This window comes from Pseudomonas sp. MDT2-39-1 (genome assembly GCF_054898085.1).
Genome location: NZ_CM142716.1, coordinates 4,691,234 through 4,706,822, shown reverse-complemented (window position 1 = coordinate 4,706,822; position 15,589 = coordinate 4,691,234). Strand labels below are relative to the sequence as shown.

Here is a 15,589-nt window from a genome sequence, read left to right as displayed (position 1 = left end):
CGCAAGGCTCAGCCAATAAGCTTAGGAAAAATCCCACGCCACGCACAGATACAGCTGAGGCCCGATACAACTGGCAACTGCTAGGCTAAGGTCCGTGCCGGCCCTTCGCGTTGTAACGGCATATAACAAAAAAGAATATAACTTTTGTTTTAACAACTTACGGTACGGGTTAGGGTGTGCCACCTTTTTGATTATTCGATGGAGAGCGACCTTGCCTCTGCGTAGCACTTTCACGCGTTTCTTTCAGTTGGAAGCTGCAAGCGGTCTGTTGTTGATCGCCGCGGCAGCCCTGGCCCTGATCATCAACAACTCCCCGTTGTCGTGGCTTTACAGCAGTTTTCTGGACACGCCGGTGGTGGCGCAGGTCGGTGCGCTGCAAATCGCCAAACCGGCGCTACTGTGGATCAACGACGGCCTGATGGCCCTGTTCTTCCTGCTGATCGGCCTGGAAGTGAAGCGCGAAGTCCTCGACGGTCAACTGTCGAAACCTTCGCAGATCGTCCTGCCCGGCGCGGCAGCGATTGGCGGCATGGTCGTTCCGGCGCTGCTCTACTGGTTTTTCAATCGTGACAACCCGGCCGCCTTGAGCGGCTGGGCCATCCCGATGGCCACCGACATCGCCTTCGCCCTCGGCGTCCTCGCCCTGCTGGGCAAGCGCGTGCCAGTGTCGCTGAAACTGTTCCTGATGACCCTCGCGATCATCGACGACCTCGGCGCCATCATCGTCATTGCGATCTTCTATTCCGGCACGCTGTCGACGCTTTCCCTGGCATTGGCCGCATCCTGCATCGTCGCGTTGATCGCGATGAACCGGCTCGGCGTGGTCAAGCTCGGGCCGTACATGATCATCGGTTTGATCCTCTGGGTCTGCGTGCTCAAGAGCGGCGTCCACGCGACACTGGCCGGAGTGACCCTGGCGTTCTGCATTCCATTGCGCACGAAAAACGCCGAACCGTCGCCGTTGCTGACCCTCGAACACGCCCTGCATCCCTGGGTGGCCTACGGCATCCTGCCGCTGTTCGCCTTCGCCAACGCCGGTCTGTCGCTCAGTGGTGTGACCATGGAAAGCTTCACCCACGATGTACCGATGGGCATCGCGGTTGGCTTGCTGCTGGGCAAAACCCTCGGTGTGTTCGGCCTGACCTGGTTGGCCGTGAAAATCGGCATCGCCGCCCTGCCCCAAGGTGCCAATTGGGGTCAGGTGCTGGGCGTTGCGATCCTCTGCGGAATCGGTTTCACCATGAGCCTGTTTGTCGGTTCCCTGGCCTTCGTGCCCGGCGCCAGTGAATACGCCGGGATGGACCGGATGGGCATTTTGACCGGTTCGATTCTGGCGGCCTTGATCGGTTATGCGGTGACGGCGGCAGCGAGTCGCAAGCGCACCACGCTGCAATCCTGAGTGATAGAGAACACTCTTAACGACATTCAGGATTCGTCCTACAGCCACGTTTAACCTCGTTCGTTAACGTCGCACAGCCCCTTGTTTGGGGGCTGCCGACGTACGAACGCAAGGAAGATCAGTGGCTGGAAACAAGGAAGTCCCCAGGGTTAAAAACCCGCCGTCCGGCGACGGACATCACGTCACCCACCGCTTCATGACGGCCACCGAACTGGCCGAGCGGGACGCCCGACAAAACGCTTACGATGCGATGCTCGCGAGGCAAGAAGCCTTCGAACGCAGCCGTGAGGTCGTCGCCAAAAAGCACGAATCCGTTCGTGCGGGATGCGTCTTCGCCAAGTCCTGCAAGCTGCCGGACGCCATCATCGATTACTCGAATCCTTCGGGCATGGTGCCCACCGACAGCCTCAAGGATTACGGGGAAGTCGCCTGGCTCGGCGCCCGTGAAGCAGACGATGCCGGGCTGCTGAATCTTGAAACCATCAGCGGCAGTACCGTCTCGCTTGGCATTGGCCGAATGGCACTTCGCGCTCCTGCGCTCACTGCTCCGGTCGCAGCAATCGGCGCTGCAGGAACCGCCGCATTAGCCACGGTGGTCGCGCTGTTCTGGACGCCAAGCCTGGGCGACAGCGCGCTCTATACCGAAGATCAATTGCGTGCCTTGAAACAGGCCAGGACTCGCGTTCGCCTGCGAGTGGAACAACAGGCTGATGGCAGCCTCAAGGGATACGCTTTCTACACCGGCAAGAACCGCGACTGGGAAATGGTTGATGTTGTGCAGTTCGCACTGCGCGAGAGTCAGCAGGTGGCGAATCTGGGGGATGGGGTTGAGCTGATCTGGACACCGGCTGTGGATGGTTCGGACATCCTTGGTATTCCAGCGCTGGAGGCTGCACCGCAAGCGCCGCATATTTGGGTTTATCCGCCGACGAAAGCGGCTGACGGCATTATTGTGAATCCGGTTTATCCGCCGGAGTACAAGGATTTCATTCTTGTGTTTCCGGTGGGGTCGGGGATTAAGCCGGTTTACATTGTAGTTAGCGTATCAGGAAGAAAACTTCCAAACCCTGACCACGACTATCACTCACCACCTGAAACAGAAGAGATCACAGGCTTTTCAGGGTTGAAGGAAGTGAAAAAGAAAACGCCCAAACAAGGGGGCGGCGGGCTCAGATCCCGTTGGATAGATGCTAAGGGACGGACGATTTACGAATGGGATTCCCTGCATGGTGAATTGGAGGCATATCTCGCTAGCGATGGCAGTCATCTAGGCTCATTCGATCACACCACGGGTGAGCAAATAGACCCGCCCAAGAAGAAACGCAACATTAAAAAGTACTTGTGAGGATGGTATGGGCCTGAAAGTCAGTTTGGATTGGTACGATAAAAAAACAGAAATCGCAGAAGGGAAAGAATACTCCGCAGATTTAGGCGACGACGGCTCAATAATTGACGCGCTGGGCTTGATGGATGCAGACAATATTTATGACGGTGGTTTCGATGTAAAAGCTGATTGGATTCCGAAACTTCAGCCCTCGTTCACCCACAAAATTGATCCAACCGCCTTCGATTACCAAATATCCTTTCGGTATAGGACCGCTTGGTGAACATCTATATCGCGCTCTCTGGATTCTTCCCTGAACCCAATCCAGACAATTCACTCCAGTATGAAAAGGATGTACCGCAGGCCATCGAGAAACAGGTGCTGAGTGTCATGGGGTGGTCCACCTTGTGGGATGTACCTATGGGAGAGCACGAGTTATCCCACACTCAAGCTTTTGCGATAATGGAAATCGTTGGTAGCCCTTCCCGAAACGACTTGACCTATTACTTAGGTCTTTGCAAACGCTTAACTGTGTTGAATCAAACATAAACGGAAGCCACAAACACAAAAAACCCCAACCAATCACCCGGTCGGGGTTTTCTTTTACCGCTCGTTCCCGCTTAGTGCGAAACGCGGCTTGTCCCATCTACAGTAGCAATCCGCACCCGCTCGCCCACACGGAACACTTCATTCTCCTGAACCTGCTGCACATAGGCGCGCATGCTGCCGTCGTCTTCACGTACGGTGATTTCGACGCCTTGGGCACGGGTCAGGCCTTCTTCGGTGGCCGAGCCGAGCAGGCCGCCAGCGACGGCGCCGATAACCGCCGCCACGATGCTGCCACGACCGCCGCCGATGGCGCTACCGCCGACACCGCCGACCACTGCGCCCGCTGCGCCGCCGATCGGGGTCTTGGTGCCTTCGATTTTCACCGGGCGCAGGGATTCGATGGTGCCCATGCGAACGGTCTGCACACGACGCGCTTCGTCACGGGAGTAGGAGTCACCGGTCAGGCTCGATTGGCAGCCAGTGAGCAACATCGCCATCGTGGAAAAGGAAGCAACCAGCAGAACAGACTTACGCATAGCATCAACTCCAAAGGACAGGTATTCATTAAACTCCGCAGCTTGACGCCTGTCACGGCATCGCCCGGATAAAAATGGTTTCATTCAGGCCCGGTACAGGCGCCTCGGACTCACCACACAGTAGCGGCAAATTGAAAAATCTGCGCCACCGACCCAAGGATTTTCATGGATTACTTCATCATTGTCGTCACCACTGTCGCCGGTTTGTACTTCCATTGGTGGCTGTACGTGCGGATCAAACGCTGGATGGACCGCGATCTGGCGTTGGCACTGGCGGGTAAAGACGAGCAGAAAAAAGCGTTCATGCTCGAACAACTGGCAAGCGCTAAGGCGCAGAAGATCAAGCGCCGGGACCTGCCCCAGTGGCTTGAAGCCGCTGCGGCGGGCTATCCCGATCGGTAGACTGCTTAAGGTGCCAGACGTTCAAGAATCCAGTCGGCGCCTTGCAAACGGTAGTTGAGGCGATCGTGCAGGCGGCTCGGACGGCCTTGCCAGAACTCGATGCGCTCGGGTAGCAAGCGGTAACCGCCCCAGTGTTCCGGGCAATGAGGCTGAGTGTCGCTGAAGCGTTGCTCGGTGTTCTTCAGCAGCGCTTCCAGTTCAGCGCGATCGGCAATCACGCGGCTTTGGGGCGAAGCCCAGGCACCGAGGCGACTGCCCAGCGGGCGGACCTGGAAATAGGCGTCGGACTCTTCAGCCGCGACCTTCACCACCCGCCCTTCAATGCGCACCTGACGCTCCAGGGTCGGCCAGAAAAACGTCATGGCGGCGAACGGGTTCGCCGCCAGATGCTGGCCTTTGGCGCTGTCGTAGTTGGTGAAGAAGGTGAAGCCCTCCTCGTCCAGGCCCTTGAGCAGCAGAATGCGGCAATGCGGCCGACCGTCCTGATCGACCGTGGCCAGGGTCATGGCATTGGCCTCCACCGGCGGTTGCTCGGTTTTCACCGCGTCGGCAAACCACTGATGGAACAGCCCGAACGGCTCGGCCGGGGCTTGCGCCTCGGTCAGGCCATCACGGGTGTAGTCGCGACGCATATCAGCCAGGCCCTGGGTCATTGCGCATTCCTTTTGGTTAACGAATTACTTTTTGTCTGCATCGGCGGTAACGACTTTCTTGTCCGCCGCTGCGGCTTTGGCTGGCGCCGTTTTTTTCGCAGGCGTTGCAGTTTTAGCCGGTGTTTTCTTGGCTGGAGCCTTGGCCGCTTTCTTGGCCGGGGCTTTTTTCGCAGCAGGCACAGCCGCTTTCTTCGCGGCTGGCGCAGGGGTAACCGGCTTGACCACTGGCTTGACGTCTTGGGCAGTGACCATCTTCACTGGCGCCGGAGCCGGCATGTTGTACTTGCTCAGCAGCGCGACCATGGTGTTTTGCGGAGTCACCAGCAATTCCACACGACGGTTCAAGGCACGGCCTTCATTGCTGTCGTTGGCAGCACGCGGGGCTTCGCCGCCCATACCGCGCAGCATCAGACGATCACGCTGCAAACCGCTGAGGCGGAAAATTGCGGCCACGGCTTGTGCACGCTCCTGGCTCAGCTTTACGTTGGCCGGTGCAGCGCCCGAGGTATCGCTGTGGCCGAGCACCAGCACGGCAGTCTTTGGATCGACTTCAAGGATTTTCGCGACGCGAGTGAACGGGCCGAGGGTCACCGGCAGCAGCATGGCCGGACGGTCCGGGTTGAACGAGCCTTCTACCGGCGCGATAACCACCAACACGTTTTCACGGCGCTCAAGTTTCAGGTTGCTGTCCTTGATCGCTTCGCGCAGGCGCGGCTCGTAATCGTCGAGCCAGGCCTGGGTGACTTTAGGATCCGGCATCGGCACGACTTTGGCGGTCGGTTGTTCTTTACCACCGAACGGCCACCACCATTTGCCACCGGCATCGGCTTCAGCCTTGGCCACTTCGACAGGCTTGGCTTCAGGTTTTACTTCTGGCTTTTTGTCGACCACTTCATCGGAGCCGAACGGCCAGTACCACGGGCTGGAGCTTTCAGCCTTGGCCACTGGAGCGGCGACGGCAGGTTTCAAAGGGGCTGGGGCTGGGGCTGGGGCTGGAGCTGGAGCAGGGGCCGGCTCTTTCACCGCGACTTTGTCGGAGGAGCCGAACGGCCACCAGCTGCTGCCATCCGAATCACTTTGTGGAGTCTGTGCACAACCGGTGATAGCGACGCACAGGGCCAAGGCAAGGGTGGTTTTATTGAATGACATTGGATATCCACAAAAATGAAGTCAAAAAAATCAGGCCGGCGTGACCCGGATAAACAGACGCTTGGAAACCATAAAGGCCTTCGGGTTCCGACCCTGGAGCCCGTGAGTGCGTTTTACAGACAAGTGGCCAGTACTCGCGCTAGCTTCTGCGCGCGTGGATCCATCAAGACGTACGGCCCCAGGGTATTTGTCACAAAACCGAAGGCGACATCGTGTTCCGGGTCAGCAAAACCGATGGAGCCGCCAGCGCCCGGGTGGCCGAATGCCCGTGGGCCGAGGCCGTAGGTCGCATTGGGAACATCCGGTTGATCGAGCATGCAACCCAGGCCAAAACGGGTCCGGGTCAATAGAGTCTTGTCTTCGCCGATGCTGTGTTCGCGAGTCAGCTCCTCGAGCATTTCGCTTTCCAGCAGGCTGCCGTCGAGCAGGCCGGCGTAGAAACCAGCGAGGCTACGGGCGTTACCGTGGCCATTGGCGGCCGGTTGTTGCATCCGGCGCCATTCGGGTTTGTTGGTGCTGGTCATGATCGACGGCGGGTTGGTGAAGGCCCGGGTGGTCATGGCGGTCGGCTCACGCATGGTCACTTGCAACAAGCGCTGGGCGGCGGCATCGCCAACATTGCCCTTGCCACGCGCGATGTGCGCCACGCGGTGGAACTCTTCGTCCGCCAGGCCAACGTGAAAATCCAGCCCCAAGGGCTTCGCAACCCGCGCCACAATGGACGCGCCCGGCCCACGACCGTCGACACGACGCAGCAACTCGCCCACCAGCCAGCCGTAGGTGATCGCCGCATAACCGTGACCTTCGCCCGGTGTCCACCACGGCGTTTCGGCGGACAGGGCATCGACCATGGTGTGCCAGTCGTAAAGCGCTTCAGGCGCCAGTAACTCGCGCAGCGCCGGCAGGCCGGCCTGATGGCAGAGCAACTGACGCAAGGTGACGGACTCCTTGCCGGCGGCGGCGAATTCGGGCCAGTAGCGAGCCACCGGGGCATCCAGTTGCAGCTTGCCTTCGGCCACCAATTGCAGGGCCGTGACGGCGGTGAAGGTCTTGGTGCAGGAGAACAGGTTAGCGATGGTGTCGCTGTGCCAGGCTTCCAGGCCATCCTTGTCGGCGGTACCGGCCCAAAGGTCCAGGACGGTTTCGCCACCGACCCGGATGCACAATGCCGCGCCACGTTCCTGAGGATCGTCGAACAGCGCCGCGAAAGCTTCGCGTACCGCTTCGAACTTAAGCTCGTAATGACCCTGAATCTGCACCCGCAACTCCCCGAATTCTACAAAGTGGTCCGCATTGTTCCAGCCCTTGGGGGATTTGGGAACAAGTGCGGGCTGGGCGGTCGGTTGCCCGTGGATTGGATCTGAAATTTGTGGCGCCTTGGCGGGCGCCATCGCGGGCAAGCCTCGCTCCTACGGATCGCACGGACCTGTAGGAGCGAGGCTTGCCCGCGAAGAACGATAACGCGGTCCAGCAGGACTCAGTGGCTGTTGGCCGAATGCCCGCCCGCATGATCCGCACCTTTCCCCGCATCTTTGCCGGCGTCAGCTTTCCGGCCGCCCTCGCCCTCATGGCTGGCTTTTTCGGCTTCAGCCCTGGCCTTCTCGGCCTCTTTACCCAACTGATTGACGGTCGCCAGGTTGCTCTTGCGCACGCTGTCGACGAAGCCCTGGAACGGCAGATCGGTAATGCCCACCAGACCAAAGTGACCGTTCTCGCCATCCAGCAGACGGCCGGTCACGGGTTGATCGAGGTACTGAAACCAGTGCACCCCGACAATCGACGGTTCGCTCAGTGCTTGTTTGAGGAAGTTGGCATACGCCGGCCCACGGTCTTCTTCCTTGGCCAATTGCGTCACGCCGCCCCAGAACGGGCCGCGATCGGCAGAGCCGAAGTTGAACTCGGTGATCAGTACCGGTTTGTCCAGGCTGCGCAATTTGGCGAAGTCATAGCCGTCCTGCGGTTGCAGGGTGTACATGTTGAAGCTCAACACGTCGCAATACTGCGCGCAGGACTCCACGGCTTCCGGGGTGCTGATGGCGAAGCGACCGCCCAGCAACAGCTGATTCGGCGCGTGCCACTTAAGCGAATCGGAGAGGGTCTTGAAGTAGGTATCGGCGAAGACCTTCTGGAAGTATTTGAAGTCGGCTTCGATTTCCGGGTGTTCGGCGCTTGGCAGCGGCGGCACGAAGCCCGGGTCTTCCATCAATTCCCAGGCAGGCAAGTCGATGCCCCAGGCCTTGGAAAGGCCGGCCTGATTGCGGTACTTGTCGCGCAATTGCTTGAGGAACGCACGTTTGGCCGGCACGTCGGTGGTCATTTTCAAGGTGCCATAGGCCAACGCGTAACGGGCTTTCGGATCATCGCCGGGGCCGGCCCAGGCCAGTTCGTTGTCGGCGAAGTAACCGATCAGCCAGGGATCGTCGCGGTGGTCGCGGGCAGCGATGGCCACGGCCCGTTCGGTGGCCATGGCGAAACGCGGGTCAAACGGGTCGGGCATACCGCCCCACCAATCGGTGCCGGTACTGATGCTGGCGTAATCGCCGACGATCGACAGCGGCAGGGTGTACGGCACACGGTCAGCATTGGCCAGCGCCGGGGCGCTCCAGTTGCCGACGGTGTTGAAACCCCAGGCTTGCAGGCGATCCAGGGTGTGGCTGGCCCAGCGTTTTTCATCAACCACCGCTTTGCAGGGTTCGGCGGGGGCTTGCTCAACGGCTTTCGCGGCAGCCGCTTCGACTGCGCCGGTCTTGGCAGCTTCGGCGACACCGGATTCGGCAGTCGTCGGCGCGACCGGTTGCTCAGCCGCCTTATCGGCCGTTGCCTCGACCGCTTCGGCGACACCGGCCTTGGTATCGCTGCCCAGCGCGCAAGGTTCGCCATACAGGCGCTGCAAGTTAGCGCCATAAAAGTCGTACCAGCGACCGGCGTTATAGCCACGGCCCTGATCGGCGCCGTTGCCGCCGCGGTTGTCGCCTTCGCCATAGTGGCTGGCCAGCGGCTCGTCGGTTTTTGGCAGGGATTCAAACATCCACTCGCGGCCGGCGATGTAGGTCTGGTTGACGTCCGGGGTCACGGTGTTGACCCCGAGCGAATAGAACGGATGCCCTTCAGGAGTCACCAGGTACCAGCGACCGTCACGTTTTTCAGTGCGGAAAAAACCGCTGGCCTTGAACGCCGGTCCTTTGTTCCAGCCACCAAATTTGTCCAGTGACGTCTTCTCGCGCTCGGCGAGCCAGGTTTTCGTTTGTTGCTGTTCCTTGGCGGCGGCGCTTCTCAGTTGCTCATCGCTACTGACCTTTTCCGGCCATTTGGCCCGGGTCAATTGACCATAGGTGTCCACCAGGCCGCCATAAGCGGCCTTTGTCACCGCTTCACCGTCCTGCACGCCGAAGCGCTCAAGCAAGATACTTTGGGCCACTTTCGGCTGATCCATCGACAACGTGACCGACACCACCTGGCTGCGATCCAGTTCACCGGCGCTGCTGGCCAGCAATACGCGTTGGCCGTCAAACGTCATCGGCATCGGCGGCCCGGCCTTCATGCCCAGGCTCAGCGACGAACTCGGCTGCAGCGGCACCAGCAGGGTCTGCGCCGGTCCGGCCGGCAAATCGACACGACTGATCAGCGTCTTGCCATCGTTGCTCTGGATTTTCACGTACAGGGTCACGGCCCAGTCCATCGCGCTCTGGATGCGCAAGCTCATCACGCCTGACTGCGACCAGTCCCAGGCCCCGGTTTGCGGGGTCAGACGCAAGGTCGGTTGCGCCACCGGGTTGAACGTCACCCGACGCAATACTTCGCCTTCGGCCGTTTGCTCCGCATTGGATTGCGGCAGGCTGGCATCCTGAGTCGCCACCTGGACGACGTCGGCGGGGCGCACAAAATTGAACAGCGTCTGTTGGCCGGCAGGGGCTGCCAGCAAAGGGGCTGCGAACATCAGAGCGAAAACAGCGGGCAACGAACGGCGAATCATAAGAACGAAGTTCTCCCTAACGACCAACAATGGCCAGTGGAAAAGCGATGGCTAAGGGATAGACAACGGGTTGGGCAAAATTGCCCAGCCCTGTATCAGGAAATTTCACGACGAAAAGGTGGCAACGCATTGAGGATTGCCTTGCCGTAACGCTGGGTGACCAGCCGTCGATCGAGCAAGGTGATGGTGCCGCGGTCTTCTTCGGTGCGCAGCAAGCGACCGCAGGCCTGGACCAGTTTCAGCGAGGCATCCGGCACGGAGATTTCCATGAACGGATTGCCGCCACGGGCTTCGATCCACTCGGCAAGCGCCGCTTCGACCGGATCGTCGGGCACCGAGAACGGAATCTTCGCGATCACCACGTGCTCGCAATACGCACCGGGCAAGTCGACCCCTTCGGCAAAACTCGCCAGGCCGAACAGCACGCTGGAGTCTCCGCCATCAACACGTGCCTTGTGCTTGTTCAGGGTTTCCTGTTTCGACAGGTTGCCTTGAATGAACACTTGCTTGCGCCAGTCACGGTCCAGGCCGTCGAACACGTCCTGCATCTGTTTGCGCGAGGAGAACAGCACCAGGGTGCCGCGCGAACCTTCCACCAGTTGCGGCAGATCACGGATGATCGCCGCGGTGTGCGCCGGCGCATCACGCGGATCGGCCTTCAGGTCCGGCACCCGCAGCACGCCAGCGTCGGCATGATGGAACGGGCTCGGGACTACGGCGGTCACCGCTTTTTTCGGCAGGCCGGCGCGCATGCGGAAGCGGTCGAACGTGCCGAGCGCGGTCAGGGTCGCCGAGGTTACCAGCGCGCCGTAGGCCACATTCCACAGGTTGCGACGGAGCATTTCCGCCGCGAGGATCGGGCTGGCATTGACCTCGATATCGAACAGCGAACCGCTTTCGGCCAGGGTCAGCCAACGGGCCATGGGCGGGTTGTCTTCCGGGTCTTCCGCGGTAAACGCGACCCACAATTCCCAGTTGCCCGAAGAGCGGGACAACAGGCTGCCGAACAGCGGATACCACTCCTCGGCCTGGTTGCTGGCGATGCCAATGTTGACCTCGCCGTCCATGCCTTCTTTGAGCAGTTCGGTGAGCCGGGTGAACAGGTCGGTCAGACGGGCAAAGCCCTTCTTAAGCTCGATGCCCATTTCGCGCATGTGCTCGGGAATCACCCCGCCGACGAAGCGATGACGTGGCCGCTCGCGGCCTTCAACGTCTTCACCGGGTTTGAAATCGGCGGCCTGCTCGCAGGCGGTGAACATGAATTGCTGCTGGGTCTTGATCTCCCGCGCCAGTTCCGGCACTTGCTCGATCAACTTGCCCAAGTCGCCCGGCAGCGGATGCTGGGCCAGCAGTTTGGTGAGGTTCTTGGCGGTGGTTTCCAGCCAGTCGGCGGTGGAACGCAGGCGCGTGTAGTGGGCGAAGTGACCGATGGCCTTGTCCGGCAGGTGGTGACCTTCGTCGAATACGTAAATGGTGTCGCGCGGGTCCGGCAGGACGGCGCCGCCACCCAGGGCCAGGTCAGCCAGGACCATGTCGTGGTTGGTGACGATCACGTCGACCTTGCCCATGCCTTCGCGGGCCTTGTAGAAGGCGCACTGGCCGAAGTTCGGGCAATGACGATTGGTGCACTGGCTGTGATCGGTGGTCAGACGCGCCCAGTCGGCGTCTTCCAGGGCGGTGGACCAACTGTCGCGGTCGCCGTCCCATTTATTGCCGGCGAGTTTCTCGATCATGCTGGTGAACAGCTTCTGACTGGCCTCGTCGACCTCGATCTTGAAACCTTCTTCTTCGAACAGCTGCGCCGTAGCGGTTTGCGCGTGACCTTCCTGGAGCAACATGTCGAGCTTGGACAGGCACATGTAGCGCCCGCGGCCCTTGGCCAGGGCGAAGCTGAAATTCAGCCCGCTGTTGCGCATCAGGTCGGGCAAATCCTTGTAGACGATCTGCTCTTGCAGGGCCACGGTGGCCGTGGCAATCACCAGACGCTTGCCGGCGGCCTTCGCAGTGGGGATCGCGGCCATGCTGTAGGCCACGGTTTTACCGGTACCTGTGCCGGCTTCCACCGCGACAATCGCGGGGTCGCCACTGCGCCGGCCTTCGTCGTCGGTGTCGATGTCACCGAGGACTTTGGCGATTTCGGCGATCATCAGGCGTTGGCCGTAGCGCGGCTTGAGGCTCTTGGCTTCAAGAAAACGCGAGTAGGCGCCCTGGATCGTGGTTTTGAGTTCGGTGCTGATCATGGATTGTCGGGCGCAAAAAACGCTGGATAAATTTTCAGTGGTTCGGATCGGCCGCTATCATACCCCGCTAATTAATCCCGCGCAGAACGGAGTACCTCAATGACACCTTTTGGCATCGTTTACACCCTGCATGTCCTGTCCGCCCTGGTGTGGGTGGGCGGCATGTTTTTCGCCTGGATGGTCTTGCGCCCCGCGGCGATGAAGGCCCTGGAAGGCCCTGCCCGTTTGAAGCTGTGGGTAGAAGTGTTTCAGGTTTTTTTCCGCTGGGTCTGGGTCGCGGTGGTGCTGTTGCCGATCAGCGGGGTCGGCATGATTCATTTGCAGTACGCCGGGTTTGAGGCCGCGCCGCGGTATGTACAGGTGATGATGGGGCTGTACGTGGTGATGACCGCGCTGTTTATCCGGATTCAGGCGCTACTGCTGCCGGAGTTGCGCACGGCGGTGACGGCGCAGGATTGGCCGACCGGGGCCGCGACGCTTGGGAAGATTCGCAAATTGGTGGGGATCAATCTTATTGTCGGGTTGGTGCTGGTGGCGATCGCTGCGGCCAGACCGTGATCGTTCCCACGCTCTGCGTGGGAATGCCTCAAGGGACGCTCCGCGTCCAGTGACGCGGAGCGTCACGGGCTGAATTCCCACGCAGAGCGTGGGAACTATCGAACAGTTCTTACAACCGCTGAACCGTCACCGAACCCGCAGCACCCGCAGGCCCCGGCTGTCCATCAACCCCAGGGCGGCCGCTTTTGCCGCCATCGGCCTCGTAGACGAGGCAGCCCTTGGCCTTGCCGCCCGCGCCCGGTTTACCGCCAGGCCCCGCAATGCCGCCGGCACCGCCCGCCACCTGAACCTTGATCTGTTCAACCGGATAATCACGTGGCACTTCCAGCCTGACCAGCGCACCGGGCGCGCCCGGCTGACCATCACTGCCATTGCTGCCATCGGCACCGCGACCCGCCTGGCCCCAGGTGCAACCCGGTGCCTGACCGTTGGCCCCGTCGAGCCCCACAAAACCTGGCGCACCCGCGCCACCGCGAGCGTCCACCGACAACTGCGGCGCATTCAGCGCCTTGATCTGCAAATTCAGGTTGCGTCCCGAGCGGGCTGCCTTGAGGTAAGTCCCCGGCGCCCCGCGAGCGGTGATCTGGCTGCCTTCGGACAACTCGGCACGGCTGACTTTCAATTCCAGTGCCTGTTCACTCGGCACGATGGCGATCCGCGCCTCACGACCCAGATGCAATTCGCCGACGGTCACTTCGGTCACGTTCGAGGGAATCAACAAGGTGCCGTAATCGGCGACTTCCAGTCGTTCCAGCTGCAAAGTGCTGGCGGTGTTGGGCAGGCGCATCAACGAATTGGTTTCGACACTGACCACCTGAGCGCAGGCCAATGGGCTGATGAGTGCGGCGAGCAGACAGAGTTTACGCATGGGAAGCCTTCGATGCGGTCGGAGCCGGGAGGGTTTGCAGGTGGAATACGCCGAAAAACAGGATTTTCAAGCGATCACGCCAAGGGTGGGCGCGACCTCTGAGGCTGCGGAAACAGAACACCGCCTCAAGTAGATGAAGGGACGCCAACACGCCACCGGCCAGATCGACCAACTGGTGCAGCGGATTGACAAACGGCATCAGCAGATTGACCAGCACCACCAGCCAGAACAGCAGGGTCAATAACTTCCCCAGCCCCCAAATCACCTTCATATGCCCCCCGTTGAGAATTATTCTTTGCGCGCACAGTAACGGCATCCGCGAGGGATAAGCCAGAGGGCAACGGAAAATTCTTCATGAAGGCCGCCGAATGGCCGTCGGATCAATCGAGATATCGTCCGACGGCTCTAGTTCGGGGTTTAGCGATTAACGTGCAGCTCCACCCGACGGTTTTTCACGCGTCCTTCATCGGTATCGTTGTCGGCCACGGGCTGGCTTTCGCCCTTGCCTTCACTGGTGAGTTTGTTCGGCGCCAGGCCCTGGCTCAACAGATAGGCCGCCACGCTGCTGGCGCGCCGTTCCGAGAGTGCCTGGTTGTATTCATCCGAACCCACGCCGTCGGTGTGGCCGATCACCTTGATGCTCACCACATCGGCGTTTTGCAGTTTGCCCATCAGCGAATCCAGCTGACTCTGCGCGGAGGCACTCAGCTCAGACTTGTTGAAGGCAAACAGCACGTCGCTGGGCAGGGTGATGACCTCGGGTTGCACAACTTCGGCAGGTTTCACGCTGGCCGGATACTGCGGCAGTGGACAACCATGATGTTCGACAGGGGTATTGGCCGGGGTATCGGGGCAACGATCACGTCGATCGAAGACACCATCGTCGTCCTCATCGCCATCCTGGGCGTAACAGATCAAGCCACCGGTCAAGATACCGAGCGCTGCTCCACCGCCTGCCCAACCGGCACTTTTGATCGCGCCCAAGCCTCCGCCGACCAGTCCGCCGATGATGCTGCAGATCGGCCAGGTACGTTGATTGAGGGGGGCGGTGCCATCGCTGTGGGTTGCGCAGCCGGTCAACAGGCTGCCTATTAGCAGAACCGGCAAGACGGTCCGTGTGAGAACACTCATATGGAAAGCTCCTGTGTCACCGGCCCATACCGGTTACACAGGAGTAAAGACCCGCATCCGCGACTGCACAAGCCGCGGAGCGGATGGGGCTTAGCGGTTGATTTTGATTTCCGTGCGACGGTTCAGTGCACGGCCGTCAGCGGTTTTGTTATCGGCGACTGGCTGGCTTTCACCGGCACCGGCCACAGACACGAAGCTGCTGCGTGGCACACCTTGGGAAATCAGGTACTCCACCACCGAGTGCGCGCGACGATCCGACAGTTTCTGGTTGTAGGCATCACTGCCCACGCTGTCGGTGTGACCGGTCACAGTCAACTGTGCGGTGCTGGCTTCCTGCTTCAGGCGAGTGGCGATTGTGTTGAGTACATCTTTGTCGGAAGGGGTAAGCGTGGCTTTGTCGAACTGGAAGTGAACATCGCGGATGACGATGACTTCTTCCTTGACCACCACGGCTTCTTCGACCACTGGCGCAGGCACCGGTGGAGGGCAACCGTCAGCATCGACTTTCACGCCTCTAGGCGTACCCGGGCACTTGTCGCGACTGTCCGGCACACCATCGCCGTCTTCGTCGCCATCGCCATGCACCCAGCAATACGCCGCCACCGTACCGCCGACGACCAGCGCACCATACCCCGCCCATGCCGAACTCTCGGTCGCACCGAGACCGGCACCGATGACACCGCCGACCGCCGCACAGGTCGGCCAGTCGGTTTTCTGCAAACCTGCGCAACCAGTCAACACACTGGTTAGCAGAACCAAAGGTAATGCTGTCCGAACTATGCTCATCTAGTTTTCTCCTGAGGGATC

The 15,589-nt window shown here is 60.4% G+C and carries 16 protein-coding genes; 6 read left to right on the top strand and 10 right to left on the bottom strand.

The window, feature by feature from the left end:
• The first annotated feature begins 211 nt into the window (after positions 1-211).
• The 4 genes from nhaA to ACYZTM_RS21950 all read left to right on the top strand — a co-directional run bounded on the left by nhaA (position 212) and on the right by ACYZTM_RS21950 (position 3,272).
• Positions 212-1,399: a Na+/H+ antiporter NhaA gene (nhaA, locus tag ACYZTM_RS21965; RefSeq protein ID WP_131059270.1), complete on the top strand. Its 1,188-nt coding sequence runs from the start codon at positions 212-214 to the stop codon at positions 1,397-1,399.
• Positions 1,400-1,520: 121 nt separating this feature from the next.
• The gene (locus ACYZTM_RS21960; protein ID WP_461984626.1) at positions 1,521-2,744 is read left to right on the top strand and encodes a colicin E3/pyocin S6 family cytotoxin; all 1,224 of its coding nucleotides are present in this window, start codon (positions 1,521-1,523) and stop codon (positions 2,742-2,744) included.
• A gap of 7 nt (positions 2,745-2,751) precedes the next feature.
• Positions 2,752-3,006, top strand: coding sequence for a colicin E3-like toxin immunity protein (locus ACYZTM_RS21955; RefSeq protein WP_461984624.1), 255 nt, complete (start codon positions 2,752-2,754; stop codon positions 3,004-3,006).
• On the top strand, positions 3,003-3,272 hold the full coding sequence (locus ACYZTM_RS21950; protein ID WP_461984622.1) for a pyocin S6 family toxin immunity protein: 270 nt from the start codon (positions 3,003-3,005) through the stop codon (positions 3,270-3,272). Before ACYZTM_RS21955 ends, ACYZTM_RS21950 begins: the two co-directional genes overlap by 4 nt.
• Before the next feature lie 71 nt (positions 3,273-3,343).
• Here ACYZTM_RS21950 and ACYZTM_RS21945 read toward each other — a convergent pair whose 3' ends face one another.
• A complete protein-coding gene (locus ACYZTM_RS21945; RefSeq protein ID WP_131059267.1) occupies positions 3,344-3,808 on the bottom strand; it encodes an outer membrane lipoprotein in 465 nt (154 codons plus the stop codon).
• Positions 3,809-3,973: 165 nt separating this feature from the next.
• Here ACYZTM_RS21945 and ACYZTM_RS21940 point away from each other — a divergent pair, with 165 nt between their 5' ends.
• A complete protein-coding gene (locus ACYZTM_RS21940) occupies positions 3,974-4,210 on the top strand; it encodes a hypothetical protein (protein WP_131059266.1) in 237 nt (78 codons plus the stop codon).
• 5 nt (positions 4,211-4,215) lie between these two features.
• On the opposite strand, the gene pdxH is transcribed toward ACYZTM_RS21940, so the two are convergent.
• From pdxH to dinG, 5 genes are all read right to left on the bottom strand, one after another.
• Positions 4,216-4,863 (bottom strand): pyridoxamine 5'-phosphate oxidase, encoded by a 648-nt coding sequence (gene pdxH, locus ACYZTM_RS21935; RefSeq protein ID WP_131059265.1) that lies wholly within the window; start codon positions 4,861-4,863, stop codon positions 4,216-4,218.
• A 24-nt stretch (positions 4,864-4,887) separates the two neighbouring features.
• Positions 4,888-6,012: an OmpA family protein gene (locus ACYZTM_RS21930; RefSeq protein WP_461984619.1), complete on the bottom strand. Its 1,125-nt coding sequence runs from the start codon at positions 6,010-6,012 to the stop codon at positions 4,888-4,890.
• A 113-nt stretch (positions 6,013-6,125) separates the two neighbouring features.
• Positions 6,126-7,271, bottom strand: a complete 1,146-nt coding sequence (locus tag ACYZTM_RS21925; protein ID WP_131059343.1) for a serine hydrolase domain-containing protein — start codon at positions 7,269-7,271, stop codon at positions 6,126-6,128.
• Positions 7,272-7,489: 218 nt separating this feature from the next.
• A complete protein-coding gene (locus ACYZTM_RS21920) occupies positions 7,490-9,985 on the bottom strand; it encodes a beta-galactosidase (RefSeq protein ID WP_131059263.1) in 2,496 nt (831 codons plus the stop codon).
• A gap of 95 nt (positions 9,986-10,080) precedes the next feature.
• On the bottom strand, positions 10,081-12,225 hold the full coding sequence (gene dinG, locus ACYZTM_RS21915) for an ATP-dependent DNA helicase DinG (RefSeq protein ID WP_131059262.1): 2,145 nt from the start codon (positions 12,223-12,225) through the stop codon (positions 10,081-10,083).
• Between the two features lie 99 nt (positions 12,226-12,324).
• Here dinG and ACYZTM_RS21910 point away from each other — a divergent pair, with 99 nt between their 5' ends.
• Positions 12,325-12,783 carry a CopD family protein gene (locus tag ACYZTM_RS21910; RefSeq protein WP_461984617.1) on the top strand — a complete coding sequence of 153 codons (459 nt, stop codon included), beginning with the start codon at positions 12,325-12,327 and terminating at the stop codon, positions 12,781-12,783.
• Between the two features lie 109 nt (positions 12,784-12,892).
• On the opposite strand, the gene ACYZTM_RS21905 is transcribed toward ACYZTM_RS21910, so the two are convergent.
• The 4 genes from ACYZTM_RS21905 to ACYZTM_RS21890 all read right to left on the bottom strand — a co-directional run bounded on the left by ACYZTM_RS21905 (position 12,893) and on the right by ACYZTM_RS21890 (position 15,568).
• Complete coding sequence (locus ACYZTM_RS21905; protein WP_461984615.1) at positions 12,893-13,651, bottom strand: collagen-like triple helix repeat-containing protein; 759 nt, start codon at positions 13,649-13,651, stop codon at positions 12,893-12,895.
• Complete coding sequence (locus ACYZTM_RS21900; protein ID WP_131059259.1) at positions 13,644-13,922, bottom strand: DUF1145 domain-containing protein; 279 nt, start codon at positions 13,920-13,922, stop codon at positions 13,644-13,646. The genes ACYZTM_RS21905 and ACYZTM_RS21900 overlap by 8 nt, the downstream gene beginning before the upstream one ends.
• 146 nt (positions 13,923-14,068) lie before the next feature.
• Complete coding sequence (locus ACYZTM_RS21895; RefSeq protein ID WP_461984612.1) at positions 14,069-14,782, bottom strand: OmpA family protein; 714 nt, start codon at positions 14,780-14,782, stop codon at positions 14,069-14,071.
• A 90-nt stretch (positions 14,783-14,872) separates the two neighbouring features.
• Positions 14,873-15,568: an OmpA family protein gene (locus ACYZTM_RS21890; RefSeq protein ID WP_131059257.1), complete on the bottom strand. Its 696-nt coding sequence runs from the start codon at positions 15,566-15,568 to the stop codon at positions 14,873-14,875.
• Between the last annotated feature and the right edge of the window lie 21 nt (positions 15,569-15,589).

Excerpts from the sequence above, each read along its gene's own strand:
- ACYZTM_RS21955 (WP_461984624.1), top strand. The coding sequence starts at position 2,752 with ATGGGCCTGAAAGTCAGTTTGGATTGGTACGATAAAAAAACAGAAATC.
- ACYZTM_RS21945 (WP_131059267.1), bottom strand. The coding sequence starts at position 3,808 with ATGCGTAAGTCTGTTCTGCTGGTTGCTTCCTTTTCCACGATGGCGATG.
- ACYZTM_RS21940 (WP_131059266.1), top strand. The coding sequence starts at position 3,974 with ATGGATTACTTCATCATTGTCGTCACCACTGTCGCCGGTTTGTACTTC.
- pdxH (WP_131059265.1), bottom strand. The coding sequence starts at position 4,863 with ATGACCCAGGGCCTGGCTGATATGCGTCGCGACTACACCCGTGATGGC.
- ACYZTM_RS21930 (WP_461984619.1), bottom strand. The coding sequence starts at position 6,012 with ATGTCATTCAATAAAACCACCCTTGCCTTGGCCCTGTGCGTCGCTATC.
- ACYZTM_RS21920 (WP_131059263.1), bottom strand. The coding sequence starts at position 9,985 with ATGATTCGCCGTTCGTTGCCCGCTGTTTTCGCTCTGATGTTCGCAGCC.
- dinG (WP_131059262.1), bottom strand. The coding sequence starts at position 12,225 with ATGATCAGCACCGAACTCAAAACCACGATCCAGGGCGCCTACTCGCGT.
- ACYZTM_RS21910 (WP_461984617.1), top strand. The coding sequence starts at position 12,325 with ATGACACCTTTTGGCATCGTTTACACCCTGCATGTCCTGTCCGCCCTG.
- ACYZTM_RS21905 (WP_461984615.1), bottom strand. The coding sequence starts at position 13,651 with ATGCGTAAACTCTGTCTGCTCGCCGCACTCATCAGCCCATTGGCCTGC.
- ACYZTM_RS21900 (WP_131059259.1), bottom strand. The coding sequence starts at position 13,922 with ATGAAGGTGATTTGGGGGCTGGGGAAGTTATTGACCCTGCTGTTCTGG.
- ACYZTM_RS21895 (WP_461984612.1), bottom strand. The coding sequence starts at position 14,782 with ATGAGTGTTCTCACACGGACCGTCTTGCCGGTTCTGCTAATAGGCAGC.
- ACYZTM_RS21890 (WP_131059257.1), bottom strand. The coding sequence starts at position 15,568 with ATGAGCATAGTTCGGACAGCATTACCTTTGGTTCTGCTAACCAGTGTG.